Annotated in this window: 22 protein-coding genes; 11 read left to right on the top strand and 11 right to left on the bottom strand. The window is 59.8% G+C overall.

From position 1 onward, the window contains the following. A complete protein-coding gene (locus ACR0LX_RS06025; protein ID WP_480782947.1) occupies positions 1–648 on the bottom strand; it encodes an arylesterase in 648 nt (215 codons plus the stop codon). Between the two features lie 43 nt (positions 649–691). Here ACR0LX_RS06025 and ACR0LX_RS06030 point away from each other — a divergent pair, with 43 nt between their 5' ends. Both ACR0LX_RS06030 and ACR0LX_RS06035 read left to right on the top strand, forming a co-directional pair. Continuing rightward, positions 692–1,387: an ABC transporter ATP-binding protein gene (locus ACR0LX_RS06030; RefSeq protein ID WP_480782948.1), complete on the top strand. Its 696-nt coding sequence runs from the start codon at positions 692–694 to the stop codon at positions 1,385–1,387. Then, positions 1,384–3,912 (top strand): ABC transporter permease, encoded by a 2,529-nt coding sequence (locus tag ACR0LX_RS06035; RefSeq protein WP_480782949.1) that lies wholly within the window; start codon positions 1,384–1,386, stop codon positions 3,910–3,912. Before ACR0LX_RS06030 ends, ACR0LX_RS06035 begins: the two co-directional genes overlap by 4 nt. A gap of 2 nt (positions 3,913–3,914) precedes the next feature. On the opposite strand, the gene ACR0LX_RS06040 is transcribed toward ACR0LX_RS06035, so the two are convergent. Continuing rightward, a complete protein-coding gene (locus ACR0LX_RS06040; RefSeq protein ID WP_480782950.1) occupies positions 3,915–4,361 on the bottom strand; it encodes an RrF2 family transcriptional regulator in 447 nt (148 codons plus the stop codon). A gap of 95 nt (positions 4,362–4,456) precedes the next feature. On the opposite strand from ACR0LX_RS06040, the gene ACR0LX_RS06045 reads away from it, so the two are divergent. Further along, entirely contained in the window at positions 4,457–5,068 is a 612-nt protein-coding gene (locus ACR0LX_RS06045; protein WP_480782951.1) for a gamma-glutamylcyclotransferase family protein, read from the top strand. Between the two features lie 6 nt (positions 5,069–5,074). On the opposite strand, the gene gltX is transcribed toward ACR0LX_RS06045, so the two are convergent. Both gltX and ACR0LX_RS06055 read right to left on the bottom strand, forming a co-directional pair. Next, on the bottom strand, positions 5,075–6,400 hold the full coding sequence (gene gltX, locus ACR0LX_RS06050) for a glutamate--tRNA ligase (RefSeq protein ID WP_480782952.1): 1,326 nt from the start codon (positions 6,398–6,400) through the stop codon (positions 5,075–5,077). 60 nt (positions 6,401–6,460) lie between these two features. Next, complete coding sequence (locus tag ACR0LX_RS06055) at positions 6,461–6,799, bottom strand: DUF1801 domain-containing protein (protein ID WP_480782953.1); 339 nt, start codon at positions 6,797–6,799, stop codon at positions 6,461–6,463. 212 nt (positions 6,800–7,011) lie between these two features. Between ACR0LX_RS06055 and ACR0LX_RS06060 the strand changes: the two genes are divergently transcribed. After that, positions 7,012–7,944: an MBL fold metallo-hydrolase gene (locus ACR0LX_RS06060; RefSeq protein ID WP_480782954.1), complete on the top strand. Its 933-nt coding sequence runs from the start codon at positions 7,012–7,014 to the stop codon at positions 7,942–7,944. Here ACR0LX_RS06060 and ACR0LX_RS06065 read toward each other — a convergent pair. From ACR0LX_RS06065 to ACR0LX_RS06075, 3 genes are all read right to left on the bottom strand, one after another. After that, positions 7,941–9,272: an NAD(P)/FAD-dependent oxidoreductase gene (locus ACR0LX_RS06065; protein ID WP_480782955.1), complete on the bottom strand. Its 1,332-nt coding sequence runs from the start codon at positions 9,270–9,272 to the stop codon at positions 7,941–7,943. The two genes, ACR0LX_RS06060 and ACR0LX_RS06065, sit on opposite strands and share 4 nt — an antisense overlap. Before the next feature lie 161 nt (positions 9,273–9,433). Then, positions 9,434–9,715 (bottom strand): hypothetical protein, encoded by a 282-nt coding sequence (locus tag ACR0LX_RS06070; RefSeq protein WP_480782956.1) that lies wholly within the window; start codon positions 9,713–9,715, stop codon positions 9,434–9,436. 279 nt (positions 9,716–9,994) lie between these two features. Next, entirely contained in the window at positions 9,995–11,653 is a 1,659-nt protein-coding gene (locus ACR0LX_RS06075; protein ID WP_480782957.1) for an NAD+ synthase, read from the bottom strand. A gap of 158 nt (positions 11,654–11,811) precedes the next feature. Here ACR0LX_RS06075 and ACR0LX_RS06080 point away from each other — a divergent pair, with 158 nt between their 5' ends. After that, complete coding sequence (locus ACR0LX_RS06080; protein WP_480782958.1) at positions 11,812–13,299, top strand: MORN repeat-containing protein; 1,488 nt, start codon at positions 11,812–11,814, stop codon at positions 13,297–13,299. Positions 13,300–13,305: 6 nt separating this feature from the next. On the opposite strand, the gene ACR0LX_RS06085 is transcribed toward ACR0LX_RS06080, so the two are convergent. Continuing rightward, a complete protein-coding gene (locus ACR0LX_RS06085; RefSeq protein WP_480782959.1) occupies positions 13,306–13,971 on the bottom strand; it encodes an SDR family NAD(P)-dependent oxidoreductase in 666 nt (221 codons plus the stop codon). A gap of 277 nt (positions 13,972–14,248) precedes the next feature. On the opposite strand from ACR0LX_RS06085, the gene ACR0LX_RS06090 reads away from it, so the two are divergent. After that, positions 14,249–15,823, top strand: a complete 1,575-nt coding sequence (locus ACR0LX_RS06090) for a 2-isopropylmalate synthase (RefSeq protein ID WP_480574959.1) — start codon at positions 14,249–14,251, stop codon at positions 15,821–15,823. A gap of 43 nt (positions 15,824–15,866) precedes the next feature. Here the strand turns inward: ACR0LX_RS06090 and ACR0LX_RS06095 are convergent, their stop codons facing one another. The 3 genes from ACR0LX_RS06095 to ACR0LX_RS06105 all read right to left on the bottom strand — a co-directional run bounded on the left by ACR0LX_RS06095 (position 15,867) and on the right by ACR0LX_RS06105 (position 18,235). After that, on the bottom strand, positions 15,867–16,355 hold the full coding sequence (locus ACR0LX_RS06095) for a DUF2141 domain-containing protein (RefSeq protein WP_480782960.1): 489 nt from the start codon (positions 16,353–16,355) through the stop codon (positions 15,867–15,869). Between the two features lie 14 nt (positions 16,356–16,369). Beyond that, a complete protein-coding gene (locus ACR0LX_RS06100) occupies positions 16,370–17,269 on the bottom strand; it encodes a sterol desaturase family protein (RefSeq protein ID WP_480782961.1) in 900 nt (299 codons plus the stop codon). A gap of 174 nt (positions 17,270–17,443) precedes the next feature. Next, positions 17,444–18,235: a 23S rRNA (adenine(2030)-N(6))-methyltransferase RlmJ gene (locus tag ACR0LX_RS06105; RefSeq protein WP_480782962.1), complete on the bottom strand. Its 792-nt coding sequence runs from the start codon at positions 18,233–18,235 to the stop codon at positions 17,444–17,446. A 155-nt stretch (positions 18,236–18,390) separates the two neighbouring features. Between ACR0LX_RS06105 and ACR0LX_RS06110 the strand changes: the two genes are divergently transcribed. From ACR0LX_RS06110 to rodA, 5 genes are read left to right on the top strand one after another with little or no spacing between them, the layout of a single operon-like run. Beyond that, on the top strand, positions 18,391–19,437 hold the full coding sequence (locus ACR0LX_RS06110; protein WP_039523195.1) for a rod shape-determining protein: 1,047 nt from the start codon (positions 18,391–18,393) through the stop codon (positions 19,435–19,437). A gap of 56 nt (positions 19,438–19,493) precedes the next feature. Continuing rightward, complete coding sequence (gene mreC, locus ACR0LX_RS06115; RefSeq protein ID WP_480782963.1) at positions 19,494–20,396, top strand: rod shape-determining protein MreC; 903 nt, start codon at positions 19,494–19,496, stop codon at positions 20,394–20,396. Further along, a complete protein-coding gene (locus tag ACR0LX_RS06120) occupies positions 20,389–20,925 on the top strand; it encodes a rod shape-determining protein MreD (RefSeq protein WP_480782964.1) in 537 nt (178 codons plus the stop codon). The genes mreC and ACR0LX_RS06120 overlap by 8 nt, the downstream gene beginning before the upstream one ends. Further along, complete coding sequence (mrdA, locus tag ACR0LX_RS06125) at positions 20,922–22,871, top strand: penicillin-binding protein 2 (protein WP_480782965.1); 1,950 nt, start codon at positions 20,922–20,924, stop codon at positions 22,869–22,871. Before ACR0LX_RS06120 ends, mrdA begins: the two co-directional genes overlap by 4 nt. After that, complete coding sequence (gene rodA, locus ACR0LX_RS06130; protein WP_480574938.1) at positions 22,868–24,007, top strand: rod shape-determining protein RodA; 1,140 nt, start codon at positions 22,868–22,870, stop codon at positions 24,005–24,007. The genes mrdA and rodA overlap by 4 nt, the downstream gene beginning before the upstream one ends. Positions 24,008–24,018: the final 11 nt, after the last annotated feature.

The following is a 24,018-nucleotide window of genomic DNA, read 5'->3' on the forward strand; positions in this document are numbered from 1 at the left end:
CTATTTGGCGGCCTCCTCGGCAAGCGTCAGAACATCTGGCCCAAGTGCGGTGACAATTAAGGACACGCCCTGCGCATTTGGATGGATTCCATCCGCTTGCATGTATTGGCGCACGGCTGCTAGATCGTTTGCGTTGGCGAGACCTGCGAAGAAGCTTTCGGCATAGATCGCATCAAACTGCTGCGCGAGTTCGGGATACATGGCGTCAAAGCGCTGTTTGTAGTCAGCGCCATAATTGCCCGGGGCCTGCATTCCGATCAACAGCACCTCGGCGCTGGACGCGTCGGCGGCCCTGAGGATGGCCTCAAGATTGGCGCGGGACACGTCCGGGTCGATGCCTCGCAACAGATCGTTGCCACCCAGCGCAACGATCAACCCGTCAACCTCGGGCGTCAGGGTCCAGTCGACGCGCGCGGCCCCTCCGGCCGTGGTGTCGCCTGATACACCTGCGTTGATCAACTGGACCTCGGCCCCCTGATCCTGCAACCAGCGTTGGAGTTGCGGGACGAACCCGTCCTGTTCCGGCAAGCCATAGCCTTGTGTCAGAGAATCCCCCAAAGCCGCGATCACAACCGGTTCGGCCGTCGCTGCAAAACCGCAACAGACAAACGCTGCAGGGATCAAAGCCTTGCGCAATTTCCATTTCACGCCATATCCCAATGGACTGTACCCCTCTGTGATCGGCCGATTGATGACAACACCTGTTCTTACCCTCCAAGATGCCGCTTTATCGCTGGATGGCAATGCCGGGCGGGTCGATATTCTGCACCAGATTTCTCTGACAGTAGGTCAGGGTGAAACACTGGGGCTGGTTGGCCCTTCAGGGTCTGGCAAATCCTCGCTGCTGATGCTGATGGGTGGTCTGGAACGCGCCACGGCGGGCAGCGTAAATGCGTTGGGCCACAATCTGAATGACATGGATGAGGATGCTCTGGCCCGTTTGCGGCGCGACGCGATGGGTGTCGTGTTTCAGAACTTCCACCTGATCCCCACCATGACCGCGCTTGAAAACGTGGCGACGCCGCTGGAACTGGCGGGACACCGAGATGCGTTCCAAAGGGCCGAGGTCGAGCTGGACGCCGTTGGGCTGTCGCACCGGCGTGACCACTATCCGGCGCAATTGTCCGGGGGCGAACAGCAACGCGTGGCTTTGGCGCGCGCGGCTGCCCCGCGGCCACAGATTCTGCTGGCAGATGAACCGACCGGCAATCTTGACGAGACCAATGGGGCCGCGATCATCGACCTCTTGTTCGGGCTGCGAGACCGTCATGGTGCGACCCTCATACTGGTGACGCACAGCCACACATTGGCGCAGAAATGCGATCGTATCGTGCGCTTGCGCGACGGTCGGATAGCAGAAGACACACAACGCGAGGCCGCCGAATGAGCCTGCGCATAGCCGGGCGTCTGGCGCGGCGCGAGCTGCGCGGCGGGTTGCACGGATTTCGGATTTTTCTCGCCTGTTTGGCTTTGGGGGTTGCAGCCATCGCCGCTGTTGGCTCGGTCAGGTACGCCATTCAGACAGGACTGACTCAGGAAGGGGCTGCGCTTTTGGGTGGCGACGCCCAGTTGGAATTCACCTACCGGTTTGCCGATGAGCAGGAACGGGCATGGATGGACGGCACCGCGCAATCGGTATCCGAGGTGGTCGATTTTCGATCCATGGCCGTTACCGGCACCGGAGAAGAGGCGCAGCGTGGGCTGACGCAGGTCAAGGCGGTTGACGGCGCTTACCCGTTGCTGGGCACGGTACGGCTGACGCCTGACCTAAACCTGACCGATGCGCTGGCAGGCGCTGACGGTCTTCCCGGCGCGGTTATGGACCCGCTTTTAATTGATCGGCTCGGTCTGGCAATCGGTGATCAATTCTCTCTGGGGACACAGCCATTTGTACTGATGGCGTCTTTGCAACACGAGCCCGATGGCGCAGCGGACGGATTCGCTTTGGGTCCGCGCACATTGGTGCGAACACAGGATCTGCGAGCCTCGGGCCTCTTGGAGCCGGGCACGCTGTTCTCGACCAAATACCGGCTTGACCTGTCACCTGATGTAGATTTGGCCACGCTGGCAACGGAAGCCGCTCGGGATTTCGACGGGACCGGAATGCGTTGGACCGACGCCCGCAACGGCGCGCCCGGTATTGCCGAGTTCGTCGCGCGGCTGAGCGCCTTTCTGGTGCTGGTCGGACTGGCAGGTCTGGCTGTTGGCGGCATCGGAGTGTCCGCCGCCGTTCGGGCCTATCTGGTGCAGAAAACGGACACCATCGCCACCCTGCGCACGTTGGGCGCTGCGCGGGCGACCATATTCCAGACCTACCTGATCCAGATCGGTGCGCTTTCCGCTCTGGGGATCGCAATCGGTCTGGTTATTGGCGGCGCATTGCCTCTGTTGCTGGCGCCACACATCGAAAGCCGCCTTCCGGTTCCAGCGGTCTTCACCCTCTATCCCCGACCATTGGCCGAGGCTGCCCTTTACGGCCTGCTGACTGCCTTTGTGTTCACGCTCTGGCCGCTGGCCCGGACCGAGGATGTCCGCGCCGCAACCCTGTTCCGCGATGCGCTGAGCGCGGCCCGCGCCATCCCGCGCCCGATCTACGTTCTTGCCACAGGCTTGGGCCTAGCCCTGCTGATCGCATCCGCCGCGTGGTTCAACGGGTCGGCGCGACTGACCCTGTGGACGGCGGGCGGCATCGCCGGAGCGTTGTTGCTGCTGTCACTCGCTGCCTTCGGCATTCGTTGGCTGGCCCGCGCAGGCAGTGTCTGGACCCGGGGCAAAGCACCGTTGCGATGGGCACTTTCCGCCATTTCCGGCCCGAAAGAGGGCGCAGGCTCGACCGTTCTGTCTCTGGGGCTTGGGCTGTCCGTTCTGGCAGCAGTGGGGCAGATCGACGGCACCTTGCGCAACGCAATCTCGGGCAATCTGCCAGATGTGGCCCCGTCCTATTTCTTCGTGGACATTCAAAAGGATCAGATGCCGGGTTTTCTAAACCGCCTGGAAAACGATCCTGCCGTCAGCCGCATCGAAAGCGCCCCAATGCTGCGCGGAATCATAACGCGCATCAATGACCTGCCCGCCAGTTCTGTCGCAGGCGATCATTGGGTATTGGAAGGTGATCGTGGCGTCACTTACTCTGTCGAACCGCCCAAGAACACCCGGATCACCGACGGGTCGTGGTGGTCGGAAGATTACGACGGACCACCGCAGGTCAGCTTCGCAGCCGAAGAAGCGCAAGAGATGGGTCTGAAACTCGGCGACATGCTGACCGTTAACATTCTGGGGCGCGATATCACCGCCCAGATCACCTCGCTGCGCGAGGTGGATTATTCGACGGCCGAACTGGGATTCATCATGTCTCTGAACCCCTCGGCCCTGTCCGGAGCGCCGCACAGCTTTATCGCCACCGTCTATGCCGAAGAACAGGCCGAGGCCGCCATTCTGCGCGATCTGGCCGGTCAGTACCCCAACATCACGGCCATCCGGGTGCGCGACGCTATTGACCGTGTGTCCGGGCTGTTGGCCGGGCTGGCTGCGGCAACGTCTTATGGGGCTGGCGTGTCTCTGCTAACAGGCTTTCTGGTCCTGATCGGCGCCGCTGCTGCCGGAGAGCCCGCGCGGCGCTATGAAGCCGCGGTGCTGAAAACACTGGGAGCAAGCCGTCGGCGCATATTGCTCAGCTTTGCACTACGCTCGATACTGCTGGGGGCCGCCGCAGGATTGGTCGCGCTATTCGCAGGCATCATGGGCGGCTGGGCTGTGGCCACCTACATCTTCGACACCGATTTTGCGATCATCTGGCCCTCGGCACTGGGTATCATTGCTATTGGCATCATAGTAACGCTTGCCGCAGGACTCACATTCGCCCTGCGACCGCTGGCGATCCGTCCAGCGCGGGTTCTACGCGCCAGCGACTAGGGTCAGCGCGCGCAGGCCACCGGTTGCAGGATCTTCAGCAACGGGTCGTTGTCACAAATCAACGCGTCCAGCGAGATATCGTCCAGCGAGGCATAGAACACCTCGGCCGCGTCCTGTAGGGCCAGCCGCAACCGGCAGGCGTCGGTCAATGGGCAAGTGTTGTCCGCATCAGCAAAACACTCGGCGATCGGCAAGCCACCTTCGACGTCACGAAAGACCTCACCAATGCGGATCTGTTCGGCGGAGCGGCCCAGCGCAATTCCACCGTTGCGCCCGCGCTGCGTGTTGAGATAGCTCAGCTGACTCAACTGGTTGATAACCTGCGCAAGATGGTTTTCCGAGATGTTGCACACCTCGGCGATCTCGGATTTCGTCACCAGCCTGTCCTGATGCGCGGCACAATACATCAACAGCCGCACAGCAATGTTCGTCCGTTTGGTAATCCGCATAAGGACCTCCCTGATTTTTGGATGCAGTCTTATTGCATGTCCGGCAAAAAAACGGTTTGACATACATCAATCGCTTGAACCGGAGATGGCAGCCCATGGCAGACCCATATTTCTTTGGCTATGGCAGCCTTGTGAACCTTTCCACGCATGATTTCCCAGACCCGCGCCCGGCCCGGCTGAAAGGCTGGCGGCGCGCCTGGCGGCATACTGATCTGCGTCCAGTGGCATTTCTGACCGCCGTGCCGGATCCTGATTGCGAAATCGACGGCATGATCGCGCATGTTCCCAAGAACGACTGGGCCGCGCTGGACGAGCGTGAATGGGCCTATGATCGGATTGCTGCCACGCAATCGGTCACGCACCCGCTGAGCCATGAGGTTGAGATCGCGGTCTACGCCGTGCCAACAGATCGCCACACCGCACCGAACAATCACCATCCGTTGCTGATCAGCTATATCGATGTGGTTGTGCAGGGGTATCTGAGGGCCTTCGGCGCAGAAGGCGCGGATCGGTTCTTCGCCACGACCGAGGGTTGGGATGCGCCGATTCTGGACGATCGCGCCGCGCCGCGCTATCCGCGCCACCAGCCACTCAGCGCGGCCGAGACCAAGTTTGTTGATGAATCCCTGAACCGTATGTCGGTAAGGATCATCCAGCCTGATCAGCAAAGAAAGGCAGATGAACTGCCTTCCTCTTTCACATTCTAGGATCGATCAACCGCGCGCGCGGATCACTTGCAGCAACGGCAGCAGCGTCGCCATTTCCGGCCCGCGCTCCATTCCGGTCAGCGCCTTGCGCAGCGGCATGAACAGACCCTTGCCTTTGCGGCCAGTGGCGTCCTTTACCACTTTGGTCCAGGTGCTCCAGGTGTCCCCGTCAAACGGTCCCTCCGGCAGCAGTGCGACGGCCTCGGCAACAAAGTCGCGATCTTCGTCGGCGATCAGCGGCTCGGCCCCGTCGCGGCACAGCTCCCACCAGCCTTTGAGGTCAGCCAGAGTGGTGATGTTCTCACGCGCCATTGCCCAAAAAGGCTCGGCCAGGTCTGCTGGTACGCCTGCGTCAGCCACGGCATCGGCAACATCGGCCAAAGGCAGCGACTGCAGATGTTTTGCGGTCAGCGGGAACAGATCCTGCGCATCGAACTTGGTTGGTGCCGCACCAAACCGGCTTACATCAAAGCCCTCGATCAGTTCCGCCATATCCGCGCGCAGCTCGACCGGGTCCGAGGATCCCAGACGCGCCATAAGGCTCAGCAGGGCCATCGGCTTGACCCCCTGTTCGCGCAGATCGCGCAGGGCCAGCGTTCCAAGACGTTTCGACAGCGCCTCACCCTGCGGGCCGGTCAGCAGCGAGTGATGCGCAAAGCGCGGGCAGGTTCCGCCCAGCGCCTTGATGATCTGGATCTGAGTCGCTGTGTTTGTCACGTGATCAGACCCGCGTACGACGTCGGTGACACCCATCTCGGTATCATCGACCACTGACGCTATCGTATAGAGAACCTGACCATCGCCACGGATCAGCACCGGATCAGACACCGAGGAGGCGTCAATCGAGATGTCGCCAAGAATACCATCGGTCCACTCGATACGTTCGTGATCCAGCTTGAAGCGCCAGACGCCATTGCCACGTTCAGCCCGCAGCGCTTCTTTCTCGGCATCGCTGAGATTCAGCGCGGCGCGGTCATAAACCGGCGGCTTGCCCATGTTCAGTTGCTTCTTGCGCTTGAGGTCCAATTCGGTCGGCGTTTCAAACGCTTCGTAAAAACGCCCCATCTCGCGCAGCTTGTCAGCGGCCTCGGCATAGCGGTCCAGCCGATCCGACTGACGCTCTACCTTATCCCAATGAAGGCCCAGCCATTCCAGGTCCTGCTTGATGGCATCGACATATTCCTCTTTCGACCGCTCGGGGTCGGTATCATCGATGCGCAGGATGAACGTACCGCCGGCCTTGCGGGCGATCAGATAGTTCATCAGGGCGGTGCGCAGGTTGCCCACATGGATGTAACCGGTGGGCGACGGGGCAAAACGGGTCGTGGTCATGGAGTTCTCCTGTTGGCGCGGCTCATGTCATATGAGCGCGTTTTTGTCCAGCAGGGGTTATCAGGTCGGCTCGATCGGCCAGTGGCGATCCAGATCCGCAAGACCGGCTTGAATGAGTTCAGAAAGGACCTGAAGGTCGATATCAGCCAGCTTGTTCACATAGAGGCACGATTTGCCAAGTTTGTGTTTGCCCAACCGACCCAGTATCTCTCTGAAATCGGCATATCCGGGCATGATGTAAATCGAATGCGCCGCCTTGCGCGGGGAAAACCCGGTTGCCAGAAATTCCCCTTCGCGACCTGATTTATAGCGATAGTGATAGCGTCCATAGCCCACGATCGTTGGGCCCCACATCAGTGGCTCAAACCCGGTTACCTTGCGAAACAGTCGATCAAGCACGCGCGCCTCTTGCGCTTTTCTGGGCGGCGCGACGCCTGCCAGAAAGTCCTTGACGCTCTGCCCGGTGGGTATGGTTTTATTCTCGGATCGCGACATAAACAAAAATTAACACGTAATGTTCATCCGCACAGCCCATCTGTTGCGGTATGAACTGGCAAGCGACTGATACCGAGCTAATTCAACCGATGGCGTTCTGACAGGGAGATACTGACATGGCCATCAATTTGACACGCAGAGCGGCACTGGGAGCCGCTGCCGCACTACCATTTGCGTCCGCAGCAGCTCCGGTTCTGGCCGCAGGGACCGAAACCAAAGCAAACTCGACCGTCGCAAAGTCGTTCCAGTTGGGCGATTTCACCGTCACCACCTTGCTAGATGGCAGCCTGCCACGCGACGGGGCGCAGGAGATCTTCGGCGGCGGTGCTTCGGACGAAGACTTTGCGCAAGTGTCCGCCGACAACTTCATCTCACCCGATGTGGCGCAATTCTTCTTCACCCCAACACTGGTCAATACGGGCTCGGAGCTGGTTCTGTTTGATACCGGGCTTGGGCAGGGCGGCATTCAGGCAGCGCTCGCCGATGCAAGCGTCACACCAGACCAGATCAATGTCGTCGTCCTGACGCATATGCACCCCGACCATATCGGCGGAATGACCACCAATGACGCGGCCACATTTGCGAACGCGCGATATGTAACGGCTGCACCGGAATATGACTTCTGGGCCGCTCAGGAAGCGGGCAACCGCGTCGGCGATCTGGTCGCTGCCAAAGTAACCCCGCTTGCCGACAAGATGAGCTTCATCGAAGATGGCGGAGAAGTTGCGTCTGGTATCACGGCGATGGGGGCCTTTGGTCATACGCCCGGGCACATGGTTTATCATCTTGAAAGCAATGGCCAACGGCTGATCCTGACAGCGGACCTGGCAAACCACTATGTCTGGTCGTTCGCCCACCCCGAATGGGAAGTGCGCTTTGATATGGACAAGGCCGCCGCCACAGCCTCGCGCCGCAACGTGTTGGGCCTGTTGGCTGCAGACAAGGTGCCGATGATCGGATACCACATGCCCTTCCCCGCAGCGGGTTATGTGGAAACCCGTGGTGACGGATTCCGCTTTGTACCCGTCAGCTACCAGATGATGGGTTAATACCCCGGGTCAGGCCGCACTTTCGAACCGTCCACAAAGCGAGACAGGCGAAAGGCGGTCGGATCAACACAAGGTTCGCTTTGCGTGATCAGATCAGCGACCAACTTGCCTGCGCCCGGTCCGATACCGAAACCGTGGCCGGAAAACCCGGTCGCGATGCACAGGCCCGGCATCTGATCCACAAGCGAAATCACCGGAATCGCATCCGGTGTCACGTCGATCAGCCCGGCCCAACTTTGCACGATCTCCGAACTTTCAAGCGCAGGGAAACCTTTGCGTGCACTGATCCAGGCACGCCTCAACACCTTTTGCGAGGGCTCGGGGTCAAGGACGCGGCAATGCTCGAACGGGGTTACATCTGTGGGCAGCCATCTGCGGTCCTGACCAACTTCGATGGCCCATCGGCGCGACAGCCGGAACCGCAAGGAACGCCACTCTTGCCGGAACGCCGGTAGAAATTGTCTGGCCAGCCGAAATGAGTCCGGCACGATATCGACAGTGTTTTCATGGCCCGAAGCGATGGAGTATCCGCCATCCGCGCGCTTTCGAATGGCGAAATCGTCGGACCACAATGCGGCCTCGGGACCGTTTTCGACCGGAGGGGTCCTCAGCACCGTGTTCAGGACTTTAAGCTGCGGCAGATCGATCCCGGCGTTGCCAGCAAACAGGCGTGACCAGGCACCGCCTGCCAATACGACCTGGTTGCAGGCGACCCGCCCGCGCTCGGTATAAACACCGGCAACGCGACCGGCCTGTAAATCGAGGCTTCGCACCGCGCAATTCGTTACCACCACTGCGCCCCGGTCGCGCGCTGCCTCGGCCATCGCAGGGGCCGCCCATTGCGGTTCGGCGCGACCGTCCTGCGGCATGTACAGCGCGCAATCAAACCCGTTGGTATTGCCCGGCAGCAGGTGATCCAACTCGGAACCCGACACGAGTTTCGCCCCGGTCTGCATCCCGTCTACGTTCTGCATCCAGCGTTCCAGATTGCCACGCGACCGGGTGCCGGATGCCCCGAACAGAATGCCCGAGCGTGTGTATCCGGTCTTGCGACCAATCCGTTCGTCCATGCCTTGCCAGGCCCGCGAAGCTTCCTGCATCAACGGTATTTCGCGCGGGTCGCGCATGCCCAGCCGGACCCAGCCCCAATTGCGGGAACTTTGTTCGCCTGCGATATGCCCTTTCTCGCACAACAGGACCGAAACACCGCGCTCGGTAAGTTCGAGCGCCGCACTTGCGCCGATGATTCCGCCGCCGATAACGACAACATCAACCTGCTTGGGCAGGTGCAAATCAGACTCAACGGGGGTTGGTTTGGGGCCCGGCATCTACCGCTCAGCTTCAATTCCTCGGATGGGTATGGAGCCCAAGGACAGCAGTGCTGGCAATGCTCAAAATCTGGCAAGCAGGGGAATTGGCCAGACCTGTGGCCAATCGGTCGAAGCGTCGCGGTTTAGCGGCGCTCAGATCGTTAAGAAATCAGCCTGGATTAAGCTGCGCCGGAAAGCTGCGCCCATTTCTGGCGAAGAACAGCGGCCACACCCGTATCCTGTTGACGGGTCTGCGACACGCGCGGCTCCTGCGGCCGCAATTCGGGAAACTCCGGACGATGCACCGTTTTTGCGGCACCCTGAGGATTTTCAGGTGTTTCTTCGCCGATCAAATCGGCAATCGCCGCGTCCAGAGCAACCTCATCCAGTTCCTGCGCCGGCGATTCCATTGTCTTGTACTGCAACGGCGCATGAAGCGATTTGTCATAGTTATCAATCATTTTGACCACCAATACCATTCACTGCACCCAAACACACAGGTGCATTCACCCAGTTCCACAGACCCGGCACCTTGCCGGATTGCGTCACGTTCGCCCCAACAGGGGCAAACCCCTGTCATAAATGTGGCAAAATATGGGCCAAAACGCAAGGTTGGTTTTTGGGTTAACGCTTTGTAAAAGCTTACATAAACGAACAATATCCACTATTCAGCAGGACTGTAGCCAAATTTGCAACAATGGCTTCACGCGCCTGTGGATCAGGCCCAAGCCTGTGCGAGATCACCCCTTGTCGCGCCAGCGATTCACGATTGGGTATCGACGATCCAGCCAGAAAGCGCGCGGGGTCAGGCGCGTTCCGGGTGCGGATTGAAACCGCTTGTATTCACTGATGTAGATCAGGTGTTCGACCCGCTTCGCGTCTGCTTCGGCAAATCCGGCCGCCACACAATCGGCAATCGATCCGTCCCGATCCACCAGAATTTCGAGAATAGCGTCAAGAACCGGGTAGTCGGGCAGGCTGTCGCTGTCCTTCTGATCGGCCCGCAACTCTGCACTTGGCGGTTTGTCGATGACCGAAGGCCGGATGACCTCACCCGCCGGGCCGCGCATCCAGTCGCGGTGGTTCGCATTGCGCCAGCGGCAAGTCTCGAACACGCGCGTCTTGTACAGATCCTTGATCGGATTGTAGCCGCCGTTCATGTCGCCGTAGATCGTGGCATAGCCCACCGCAACCTCGGATTTGTTGCCCGTGGTCAGCAGCATCTCACCGAATTTGTTGGAAATCGCCATCAACAGCAGACCGCGCAGGCGGGACTGGATGTTCTCTTCGGTCAGATCTTCCTCGCGGCCAGCAAACAGCGACGACAGAGTATCGGTCACCGCCGCCCGGCTCTCGGATATCGGAACATAGTCGTAATGAACGCCCAGCGCCTTGGCCACGGCCTCGGCGTCATCCAGCGAACCCTGGCTGGTGAATTCCGACGGCAGCATTACGCAGCGCACGTTCTCGGCCCCGATTGCGTCCACCGCGATCGTTGCGACCAGTGCCGAATCCACGCCACCGGACAGGCCCAATACAGCCTTCTTGAACCCGGTTTTGGCCATGTAATCCCGCAGGGATTGCACCATCGCGCGATAGTCCTGTTCCCACGCGTCGGGCTGCGGGACCACCTCGGTTGGGTCGATCCGCCAGCCTGTATCGGCCCGCGCAAGATCGATATGGCTGACTGCCTCATCGAATACCGGCATGCGAAAGGCCAGCTCTCCGCCCGGGTTCAGACCGAATGTGGCGCCATCGAAAACCTGATCGTCCTGCCCGCCGACCATATTGAGATAGATCACCGGAAGCCCGGTTTCGATCACGCGCGCAACCATGTGGTTCAGTCGGACATCGTATTTGTCGCGGAAATAGGGCGACCCGTTGGGTATCAGCAGAAACTCCGCTCCGGTCTCTTCAAGCGTTTCGGCAACATCCTCGTGCCAGCCATCCTCGCAGATCGGACTGCCGATACGGGTATTGCCCACGGCGTATGGCCCGCCCATCGGGCCAACGTCATACAGGCGAACCTCGTCAAATACCGTTTCGTTCGGCAAGTGATGTTTCAGAACCTTGCTGGAAATGCGCCCGCCCTTGAGGATCAGATAGGCGTTGAAAAGTTTGTCATCCTCAACCCACGGCCCGCCGATGGCAAGCGCCGGGCCTTCCGCGCAAATCTCTGCCAGGTCCTGAACCGCAGCCATCGCGGCCCGGTGAAAGACCGGCTTCATCACCAGATCCTGCGTATTGTAGCCGGTGATGAACATTTCGGGCAACGCCACCAGATCGGCATTGGCATCGCGCCCCTGTTTCCACGCCTCGACCGCTTTGGCCGCGTTTCCGGCAATATCCCCTACCGTGGGGTTCAATTGTGCCAGCGTGATGCGGAACCGGTCGGCCATGCTTGCCCTCTTGCCTTCGTCAGTCTCTTGAACGCGTTTATCAGATCACGCCGCAAGGAAAAGCCCAATGCGGCAAAAGCCGTTGCCCTACCCCCTGCGGTATCTTAGTTTTGCGCCCAACCGAACCAGTGCCGCGCAAAAAACAGGCAGGTAGATCCATGACCGCAATCCGCACTTTCATAGCTGTCACAGCCTTTGCCCTGACACCCCTGCTCGCTGTCGCGCAAGAAGATGGCCAGATCGTCACCAAGGATGATGAGGTCGGCGGTGTTTACGAAGGAACATTTCAAGGCGGCCTACGCCACGGCACCGGGACGTACCGCCTGCCAGACGGGTTCGAATACACAGGCGAATGGGTCGAGGGCGAAATCCAGGGTCAAGGAACGGCGCGCTATGCCAACGGCACGATCTATGAGGGTCGATTTGCAAAGGGGCAACCGGACGGATCCGGCAAGATCACCTACAGTGATGGCAGCAGCTTTGAAGGCGAATGGTCCGGCGGTGCAATCAACGGAACAGGCGTCGCAGAGTATCTGGGCGGCATGCGATACGAGGGCAACTTTCGCAACAACCTGCGACACGGCAAAGGCATCCTGACCACTCCTGACGGGTATTCCTACGACGGTGACTGGGTCGATGGAGTCAAACAGGGCAAGGCAGTCATCACCTACCAAACCGGTGACATCTATAATGGTGATGTTCTGGACGGCAAACGTCACGGTCAAGGCGTTCTGACCATGGCCAACGGCATGATCTATGACGGCACCTGGACCGAGGGCCAGATCACAGGCACCGGCCGTCTGACACAAGCCAATGGCGACGTCTATGAAGGTGAGCTTGTGAACGCACGCCGCCAGGGGAAGGGCAAGGCCACCTATGCCAATGGCACCACCTATGAAGGCAGCTTTCAGGATGACCGCCGCCACGGCCAGGGGCGCTATCTGGGGCCGGATGGGTTCGACTATTCCGGCGAATGGGCTGAAGGCCAGATCGAAGGGCTAGGAGAGCTGACCTACCCGGACGGCACGACCTATGTCGGAGATTTCAGCGCCGACCTGCCCCACGGCAAGGGGATCCAGACCGCCCCGGACGGCACGGTCTATGACGGCGACTGGATCGCGGGCGTGTTCGAGGGAACCGGCACTGCAACCTATCCCAGCGGTGTGGTCTATTCGGGTCAGTTCAAGAACGGCGTCAGCCACGGAACCGGCGTGCTGACACTTGCAAACGGATACCGGTATGACGGCGACTGGGTCGAGGGTATCCGGAGCGGCATCGGCAAAGCCAGCTTTCCCGACGGCACTGTTTATGAAGGCGGGTTCGAAGACGGCCGACGCCACGGACAGGGCACGCTCAAAACTCCCAGCGGGTTCACCTATACAGGCGGTTGGGTAGACGGCAAGATCAGTGGCACTGGCGTTGCAACCTATGCCACCGGCGATGTCTACGAAGGCAACTTTCTGGACAACAAACGCCACGGTGACGGCACAATGCGCTATGCAAATGGTGAAGAAGAAACCGGCGTCTGGGAAAACGGCGAACTGCCAGAGGCAGACAGATCCGCGCCCGCAGATACAGCACCCACCGATGATACCGCCGAGCCCGCCTCGGCTGAGGAAACGGCCGAGCCTGCCTCGGACGGCTGAATCCTGCTACCAGGGAACCCGCTTTCCGGCCCAATCGAAAAACCCGCCCGTGTCGTCTGAGGTCAGCCCTTCGATCACAGCAAGCAAGTTCCGCGCGGCCTCCTCGGGCGCGACGGCTGGGTGGCGCGACAGGTATTTTTCGGTAAACGCGGTTCTGACCGTTCCCGGATGAAGCGAGACGCAAATTGCGTGTCTATGGGTCCGGGCAAGCTCGATCGCGGTCGTATGGACGATCTGATTCACCGCTGCTTTGGCGGCGCGATAGCTGACCCATCCACCCAGATGATTGTCGCCAATTGATCCAACCCGCGCTGACAACACACCAAAAACCGCCCGCCGGTCTCGCGGAAGCCAACGGCCAGCGTGTTTCAATGCCAATGCCGGGCCAACGGCGTTGAGCGCAAATTGATCCATCATCGCCTGCGGCGACAATGCGCGCAGGGTCTTTTCCGGGGCTGCCCCCTGAATCTCGAGCGCGCCAGTGGTCACAAGTACCAGATCGAACCGGCCTTCGACCGTGGAAAGAATGTTCTCGGCGCCGTCAGGCTGCGTCAGGTCCAAGCCGTTGGCCGAGCGAGACAGGCCGGTCACAATGACCCCGCGCGCCTCAAGCCGGGCCTGAATCGCGGCGCCGATGCCACCGGTTGCACCTATGATCAAAGCTGTTTTCATGGGCTGCCACCTAGCTGGAATCATCGCCCGATCAACCGCGCGACAGCGCCGGACTCAGCAAGTTGAAATTCCTGCTTTTCATTCCCAAACGGACCTGTATAACCTAGCGCCATGATCAACCGCGCAGATATCCCTTTTGCCGATGCCGCCCTTGGCGGTGCGTCGCTGCGTGGCCTACTGATCCTAATCCGCCTCTGAGCGTGCCATTCGGCGCGCCCGCTCAGAGGAGGACGCCCGCGCGCCATTGGCTTTAGGACAGAAGAAGAAAGAGTATCCCATGAACAACGTGACCGACCAAGACCGCGTCGTGATCTTCGACACAACCTTGCGCGATGGCGAACAAAGCCCCGGCGCGACCATGACCCATGACGAAAAGCTCGAGATTGCCGAGCTGCTGGACGAAATGGGCGTCGATATCATCGAAGCCGGCTTTCCCATTGCTTCCGAGGGCGATTTCAAGGCTGTGTCCGAGATTGCACAGCGTTCGAAAAACAGCCGCATCTGCGGACTGGCCCGCGCCAATTTCGCTGATATCGACCGCTGTTGGGAGGCGGTGAAACACGCTGGTCAAAACCGCATCCACACCTTTATCGGCACCTCACCCCTGCACCGCGCCATTCCGAACCTGACCCAGGACGAGATGGCCGAGAAGATCCACGAAACGGTCAGCCATGCGCGCAACCTGTGTGAAAACGTGCAATGGTCGCCGATGGACGCAACGCGGACCGAGTGGGATTACCTCTGCCGTGTGATCGAGATTGCGATCAAGGCTGGTGCCACCACGATCAATATTCCCGATACAGTCGGCTACACCGCCCCGGTCGAAAGCGCTGATCTGATCAAGCGTCTGATCGAGACCGTACCGGGCGCGGATGAGGTGGTCTTTGCCACCCATTGCCACAACGACCTTGGCATGGCGACTGCGAACTCTCTGGCTGCTGTTGCGGGCGGAGCGCGTCAGATCGAATGCACCATCAACGGTCTGGGCGAACGCGCAGGCAACACAGCGCTGGAAGAAGTCGTGATGGCGCTGCGCACCCGCAACGACATCATGCCCTGGCACACCGCCATCGACACAACGAAGATCATGCATATCTCGCGCCGGGTCGCGACGGTGTCGGGCTTTAACGTGCAGTTCAACAAGGCCATCGTCGGCAAGAACGCATTTGCCCACGAAAGCGGCATCCATCAGGACGGGATGCTGAAGAACCGCGAGAATTTCGAGATCATGCGCCCCGAGGATATCGGCCTGTCCGGCACCTCGCTGCCCTTGGGCAAGCACTCGGGCCGCGCTGCGCTGCGCGACAAGTTGAACACGCTGGGTTATGAGGTTGGCGACAACCAGCTCAAGGACATCTTTGTGCGGTTCAAGGAACTGGCCGACCGCAAGAAAGAGGTGTTTGACGACGATATCATCGCCCTGATGACACTGGATGACGATGATGGGGACGACCACCTGCAGCTGGTGTCGATGAAAGTGACCTGCGGCACCGTCGGCAAGGCCGAAGCCACCATCGAGATGGAAGTTGACGGCAAAGAGGTTATCGCCACGGAAACCGGTGATGGCCCGGTCGATGCCGCATTCCGTGCCATTCGGATCGTGCATCCCAACACCGCGCATCTGCAACTCTATCAGGTGCATGCGGTCACTGAAGGAACCGACGCGCAGGCTACGGTTTCGGTGCGTCTGGAAGAGGATGGCATGATCGCCACCGGGCAATCAGCAAATACGGACACGGTCGTGGCCTCGGCCAAAGCCTATATCCACGCGCTGAACCGCCTGATCGTGCGGCGGGCAAAGGCCGGTCCCGGAGCGGACACGCGTGAGATTTCGTATAAGGACCTGTCCTGATTTCAAGCGCGGCGGTCGCCTGTCGACCGCCGCCAACCTATCGCTAAGGCCAATAAAACAGTGTCAGGTCTGACGGCTTGCCGGGCGCGACCAGAGAGTACTCGAACACCGGATTCTCGTTCAGATCATTCATCCCCGACACCGCATAGCCTTCGGTCGGAATGTACGCCTCATCCAGATTCAAATCGTAATCCCCGTTTTCGTCGTGAAAGGCGATAACGGCATAGTAACTGCCATCCAGACTGGCAAAGTCGAACCTTTGCGACCGCCCAGTTGCAGGCGTTTCCTGATATCCGGCTGCGTTTGTGTAATCCATCGCATCAAAGGCAGCTTGCTGATCGAACACCATGACGATCAGATTGCCTTTGGCACTGCGCGCACCGTGCAGGTTGACGACCAGCCCCTGATGCTCGGGGGTTGCGGCCGACGCCTGGTCGGTACCATTACCAAACCCTGACGCGACCCAGGCCCCGCCGACGAATAGCCCTGCGGTCACAAGGGCGGCAAATATGCGTTGAGAATTGCTTGGCATCTGTTGCGCTCCTTCTATTCCGCTGGCTTTTGGTGATTGCGCCCGCTTTTGGGTTGCCAGCCCGGCGGGCCAAAGAACACGCCCAGCTTGTTCCGCATTCCGGGCATCGTCCACACATCTCGAAACAGTCGAGCAAACCCATGCAGGAACGCGACGAAGGGATTGACCGAGTCAATCGGCTTGACCAGCCCGTAGACCACATCCTCGGCTTCTTCTTCGAACGTCCCGAACACGCGATCCCAGATGATGAGAATCCCGGCATAGTTCTTGTCCAGGTATTTGGGGTTCGACCCGTGATGAACCCGGTGATGCGACGGCGTGTTGAAGATGTATTCGATCGGTCGCCACAGCTTTTTGATGACCTCGGTATGCAGCGCGGTCTGATAAAGTTGAACCAACAGTTCCGCGACAAGAACCATGAACGGATTAAAGCCCAACAGAACCAGCGGCAGGTGGAAGAATAGCGGCCAGAACCCATCCAGCGGCCCGTGGCGATAGGCGACCGAGATATTGAAAAAAGGCGAACTGTGGTGAACCGAATGCGTGGCCCAAAGGAAATTGATCCGGTGCAAGATCCGGTGTTCCCAGTAATAGGCCAAATCGGCAAGGATCAGAACGATGATGAACGACGCCCATGTGGTGGGAATATCGAATACTGCGAACTGATAGGCCCAGACATAGGCGCCGATATAGAACCCGGCCAGCAGCACAAAGCTGATGCCGATGAAAAACACCAAGGTCACGAAATTGGTGGCCGTATCGCCAAGCATTTTCCAGTTCAGTTTCTTGACGACGGCATAGCGCAGCAGTTCGAATGCCAGAAAGGCCAGGGCGAAGACGAAGAACCAGTCGTCGATCAGCGTTTCCCAGTAACTGAGGTGAAAGTCACTGATGTGTTGGTTGAGAAAGTCCATCAAAGGGTCTCTTGTTTATTGTCATTTGTGACAATGTATTTACGCATGCAGGTCTGAAATTCAAGGCACAGATAGACAGGTACGCGCAACCCTGCCAACGGATCTGCACAAACAGCTTGATTTCATTGAAATTTTAAGCGGCGATTCCTGCTCACACCGCTGTTGGCACAGGACCTAACGGCGAAGCCCGCCGAAAAGTTCGTCCAACTTGCAAACGGAATCACCCAAACCAAAGGGCGCATTCACCACAAACATGCCCGAGCCGATCATGCCATGACCCTCGCGCGCGGCAGGAAAATGCACCTGGTGGTGCAAAACCTTGGGAAACTGCCGTTTCTGCAACGCATCGCACATCGCTTTTTGGCGGCCACTGGACAGGATCGGATACCACAGCGCAATCACCCCGACATTCCATTTGCGATGTAGGGAGCCGATGATACCGGGAAGGCGGTCGTAATCCGTCTTCACCTCATAGCTGGGATCGATCAGAAGAACTCCGCGACGTGGCGTGGGCGGCAACAAGGACTGCGCCAGTTCGAACCCATCCTGTTGATAGGTTTTGGCTGGGGTCGCTTTCAATGCATCGGTCAGCGCGCGGTATTCCTGCGGGTGCAACTCGGCCAGATGCAACCTGTCCTGCGGACGCAGAAGATTGGCCGCAATCAGCGGTGATCCGGGATAGGCCGATTTGCCATAACGCGATTTGACTGCGGATATCGCCCGGTTCAACGGATGGTCATCGTCGAACCAGCCGTCTACCAGAACACGCTCGATCCCGGCGGCTGCCTCTCCGGTCTGAACGGCTTCTTTGGAATCCAACTGGTACAGCCCGCGCCCGGAATGCGTTTCGACATAGGTCAGCGGTTTGTCTTTTTGGGTCAGATAGGCGAGCGTTTCTGCCAAAATTGCGTGCTTATGGACGTCCGCTAGGTTACCGGCGTGGTAAATATGTTGATATGAGAGCATTTTGCCTTCTAAAGTCCCTACCAATGAGGCGAAAAGGTGCTGATTGTAACGGAATCAGCCCTTTTACCGGGCGAGTTGGCACCCTATAAGTCATCCGTCCCGGAACCGTCGAGTCGCGGGCAGTAGAAAACTGACATACAGGATCAGGGAAAAATATGGGCATCTTTGGCAATCTGGGCGGCCTGTTCACGGCGGACATGGCTATCGACCTTGGGACTGCAAACACGCTGGTATATGTCAAGGGGCGCGGCGTGATCCTGTCGGAACCTTCGGTTGTCGCCTATCACGTCAAGGACGGCGTGAAAAAGGTTCTGGCCGTCGGCGAAGATGCTAAACTTATGCTGGGCCGGACCCCCGGTTCCATCGAAGCCATCCGCCCGATGCGCGAAGGCGTGATTGCCGACTTCGACACTGCCGAAGAGATGATCAAGCACTTCATCCGCAAAGTGCACAAACGCTCGACCTTTTCGAAACCGAAGATCATCGTCTGCGTTCCCCATGGCGCGACACCCGTTGAGAAACGCGCTATCCGTCAGTCGGTTCTGTCTGCCGGGGCGCGCCGTGCTGGTCTGATTGCCGAACCGATTGCGGCTGCGATTGGCGCAGGCATGCCAATCACCGACCCGACCGGCAACATGGTTGTCGATATCGGCGGTGGTACGACCGAAGTTGCGGTTCTGTCACTTGGCGACATCGTTTACGCGCGCTCGGTGCGCGTGGGTGGAGACCGGATGGATGAGGCAATCATCTCGTATCTGCGTCGTCAACAGAACCTGCTGGTCGGTGAATCCACCGCCGAGCGCATCAAAACCACCATCGGCACCGCGCGGATGCCCGACGATGGCCGCGGCCAGTCGATGCATATCCGCGGTCGCGACCTGCTGAACGGCGTGCCCAAGGAAATCGAGATCAGCCAGGCCCAGGTGGCCGAGGCCTTGTCGGAACCGGTCCAGCAGATTTGCGAGGCGGTGATGACCGCGCTGGAAACGACACCGCCCGATCTGGCGGCAGACATCGTGGACCGGGGCGTGATGCTGACCGGCGGTGGCGCACTGCTGGGTGATCTGGATCTGGCGCTGCGCGAACAGACCGGCTTGGCCGTGTCGATTGCCGATGAAAGCCTGAATTGTGTGGCTTTGGGCACCGGCAAGGCGCTGGAATACGAAAAACAGCTGCGCCACGCGATTGACTACGAAAGCTAAGGCGCGCACCCTTTAGGGGCGAACACTCGGGCACGAGCAGCACGGGAAGGTAACCTGTGGCAAAGGACCGATCACAGCGCGACGAATACACGACCCCTCTGCGCCGCCTGCTGCTGGGGATCGTCGTGTTGTGCCTGCTGGGTATCTTCATCGTCTGGCGCATCGACAGCCCGCGCGTGGAACGGTTCCGCGCGCAGGTGGTTGATCAGGTGGTTCCGTCGATGGACTGGGCAATGGTTCCCGTCACTGCGACGGTCAATCTGTTCCGCGACTTCCAAAGCTATCAACGCCTGAGCGAGCAGAACCAGGAACTGCGCAGCGAGCTGCGTCTGATGCGCGCCTGGAAAGAGGCCGCGCTGCAACTGGAACAGGAAAACGCCCGGTTGCTGGATCTGAACAATGTTCGGCTAGACGCCCGTCTGACCTATATCACCGGTGTTGTGATGGCCGATAGCGGCTCGCCCTTCCGGCAGTCGGTCCTGCTGAATGTGGGTGAGCGCGACGGTATCGTCGATGGCTGGGCCACCATGGACGGGATTGGCGTGGTCGGGCGCATTTCGGGCGTCGGCCCGGACACAGCGCGCGTGATCCTGCTGACCGATGCTTCAAGCGCCATTCCGGCAACGATCCAACCTTCGGGCCAGACCGCGCTGATCACCGGTGACAACACGCCTGCCCCGGCGGTGGAGTTTCTGGAAAACCGTGAACTTGTGCGACCGGGCGACCGGGTTGTCACCTCGGGGGATGGCGGCGTCTTTCCGGGTGGCTTGCTGATCGGCCAGATCGCCATGGACCCGGGCGGCAGGCTACGGGTGCGCCTGTCGGCGGATTTCGAACGGCTGGAATTCCTGCGCGTCCTGCGTTTTCAATCCGCGCCCACGATACGTGACCCGGGAGGCATCGTAGGACCAAGACAGCCCGAGGCAGCCTTGACCACTCCGGAGGCTGGCGATGGATAGCTCGGCCTCAACGCTGTGGGTAAAGCGCGGTTTGTATGTCCTGCTGGCTGTCTTTGTGCTGTTCCTTCATCTGCTGCCGCTGGATACGCGGCCTGACCGCTGGCCGTTCCCCGACCTTCTGATTGCACTGACCTTTGCCTGGGTTCTGCGCCGGCCTGAATACGTACCGGTTCTCAGCATCGCGGTGGTTATGTTGATGGCGGACCTGCTGCTTCAACGCCCCCCAGGTCTGATGGCCGCGCTGGTGGTTCTGGGGGCCGCCTATCTGCGCTCGGCTGCACCGGGTATGCGTGACGCGGGGTTTGTGGCCGAATGGACCTCGGTCGCGGCGGTCATCACAGCGATTTTTGTTCTGAACGGTCTGATTTTGGGTATCCTGTCCGTACAACAGGCCGTAATGACCCGAACGGCGATCCAGATCATTGTAACAATAGCGATCTATCCCGTGATTGTCCTTCTTAGCCAAACGGTCCTTGGTGTCCGGCGCGCCTCGGCCGCAGACACCACAACAGCGGGAGCGCGGACATGAAACCTCGCCAGCCCAAAGCCCAAGGTCTTGCCTACAAGCGACTGCCGCGCCGCGCGTTGCTATTGGGTGGCTTGCAGGCCGCCTTCGTCGGCGGGTTGGCCGCGCGGATGCGGTTCATGCAGGTCGATCAGGCCGACGAATACCGCCTGCTGGCCGAAGAGAACCGCATCAACATCCGACTGATCCCGCCAACCCGAGGTCGCATCTATGACCGCAACGGCCAGATCATCGGGCAGAACTCGCCGTCATACCGCATCGTTATCGTGCGCGAAGACGCAGGCGATATCGACAAGGTCATTGCCAAACTGTCCGAGATTATCCCGCTGACGCAGGACGAAATCGAGCGTGCAAGAACTGAGATGCGGCGCTCGGCCCCGTTCTTGCCGGTCACGCTGGCCGATCAGGTCACATGGGAAGATATCTCGAAAGTCGCCGTCAACGCACCAGCCTTGCCCGGTGTCACGCCCGAGGTCGGGATGACCCGGCAATACCCCCGGTACGAGGATTTTGCCCACGTGGTCGGCTATGTCGGCCCGGTCAGCGACTATGACCTCAGCCAGATCACCGACCCCGAGCCGGTGCTGCGGATCCCCCGGTTCCAGATCGGCAAGGTCGGGCTTGAGGCCAAGCAAGAGATCGAATTGCGCGGCAAGGCAGGCGCCAAGCGCGTCGAGGTCAACGCGACCGGCCGGGTCATGCGCGAACTCGACCGGCAGGAAGGCACCGCAGGCGCCGACCTGCAATTGTCGGTCGATGCCGACCTGCAGCAATACACCCAGGCGCGACTGGCGGGCGAAAGCGCCGCCGCCGTTGTTGTCGACTGCGAAACGGGCGATATCCGCGCCATTAGCTCTGCACCCAGCTTTGACCCGAACCTGTTCGTCCGTGGCATCTCGGTCGCGGACTACCGCACGCTGACCAACGACAATTACCGCCCCCTGGCCAACAAGACGGTTCAGGGCACTTATCCTCCTGGGTCGACATTCAAGATGATCACAGCCATGGCCGCGCTTGAGGCCGGAGTGATCGGACCAGGCAACACGGTCTACTGCCCCGGTCACCTGAAAGTGGGCAGCCGCCGCTTTCACTGCTGGAAACGCGGCGGGCATGGCACGGTCGATCTGGGGCTGTCGCTGAAACGCAGTTGCGATGTCTACTATTACGACGTGGCGTTGCGCGTCGGCATCGACAAGATTTCCGAAATGGCACGCAAATTCGGCCTGGGGGTCAAACACGATATTCCCATGTCCGCAGTCGCGGCCGGTTTGGCCCCGAACCAGGTGTGGAAACAACGTGTTCATGGCGAGGACTGGCTGGTAGGCGACACCGCGAACGCCTCGATCGGTCAGGGTTTCATGCTGGCATCACCACTGCAACTGGCGGTCATGACAGCGCGGCTTGCCACAGGTCGCGCGGTTTCGCCGCGGCTCGTAAGGTCGGTCAATGGGGTGGAACAGCCCTCGGGCGCCGGTGAGGCGCTCGACATCAATCCGTACAACCTGGAACAGGTGCGCAAAGCGATGTTTTCGGTCTCGAATGACCGGCGCGGGACGGCCTATCGCAGCCGCATCATCGCTGATGAGTTTCGCATGGCCGGCAAGACCGGTACCAGCCAGGTGCGCAACATCACCAAAGCAGAACGCGCCGCTGGTGTGATCCGCAACGAGGATCTGCCTTGGGAGCGCCGCGACCACGCGCTGTTCGTCAGTTTTGCGCCCTATGGCAACCCAAAATACGCCGTGGCCGTGGTGGTGGAACACGGCGGCGGCGGGTCCAAGGCGGCCGCCCCGGTTGCGCGCGACATCATGCTTCAGGCGCTCTATGACGGTACGCCACCGCTCGAGGCCTATCCCACGGGTGATCGCGAGCGTATCAAAGAGCAGCAAAAGCGGTTGGAAGGTGACCGCCGCCCCAAAGCGCGTCCTGACGAAAAGGACCGCGCATGAGCTATCTTGAATATGCGGTAAAATCCACGCCGTCCGGCTTCCGCAAGGTTCTGTACATGAACTGGCCGCTGACGCTGTTGCTGATCAGCGTGGCCAGTGCTGGATTCCTGATGCTTTACTCGGTTGCGGGCGGGTCATGGACCCCCTGGGCCGAGCCACAGATGGAACGGTTCGGGCTGGGCATGGCCGCGATGTTCATCATAGCGGTCGTTCCCATCTGGTTCTGGCGCAACATGTCTGTTGTGGCATACCTGGGATCCATCGGCCTGCTGATCCTTGTGGAACTGGTCGGCACGGTTGGCATGGGGGCGCAGCGTTGGATTGACCTCGGCTTCATGCGCCTGCAACCGTCCGAGTTGATGAAGGTCACGCTGGTGATGCTTCTGGCGGCCTACTACGACTGGTTGCCCGCGCATAAGACCTCTCGCCCAATTTGGGTGATCCTGCCTGTTGTGTTGATCCTGATCCCCACCTTCATGGTTTTGCGCCAGCCTGATCTGGGCACCTCGATCTTGTTGCTGGCCGCAGGTGGTGGCCTGATGTTCCTTGCAGGCGTCCACTGGGCCTATTTCGCTGCCGTAATCGCGGCGGGGATCGGCCTTGTCACCGCAGTGTTCCAAAGCCGCGGCACCGATTGGCAGTTGCTGAAAGACTATCAGTTCCGGCGCATCGATACGTTTCTGGACCCTTCGACCGACCCGCTGGGCGCGGGCTATCATATCACCCAATCCAAGATCGCCCTGGGGTCGGGCGGCTGGAACGGACGCGGGTTCATGCAGGGCACGCAGTCACGGCTGAACTTTCTGCCGGAAAAGCACACTGATTTCATCTTCACCACCCTTGCCGAAGAGTTCGGCTTTGTCGGCGGCATCACCTTGTTAGTCCTTTATGGGCTGATCCTTGTCTTTTGCATGGTCACGGCGCTGTCGACCAAAGACCGGTTCTCGTCTCTGGTGACGCTGGGCATCGCACTGAACTTCTTTCTGTTCTTCGCGGTCAACATGTCGATGGTGATGGGTCTGGCCCCTGTCGTGGGTGTACCACTGCCAATGGTCAGCTATGGCGGCTCGGCGATGCTGGTTCTGATGGCCGCCTTTGGCATTGTCCAAAGCGCTCATATTCACCGTCCCCGTTGATCCGAAAGGGA

This window comes from Ruegeria sp. CH11 (assembly GCF_056537105.1).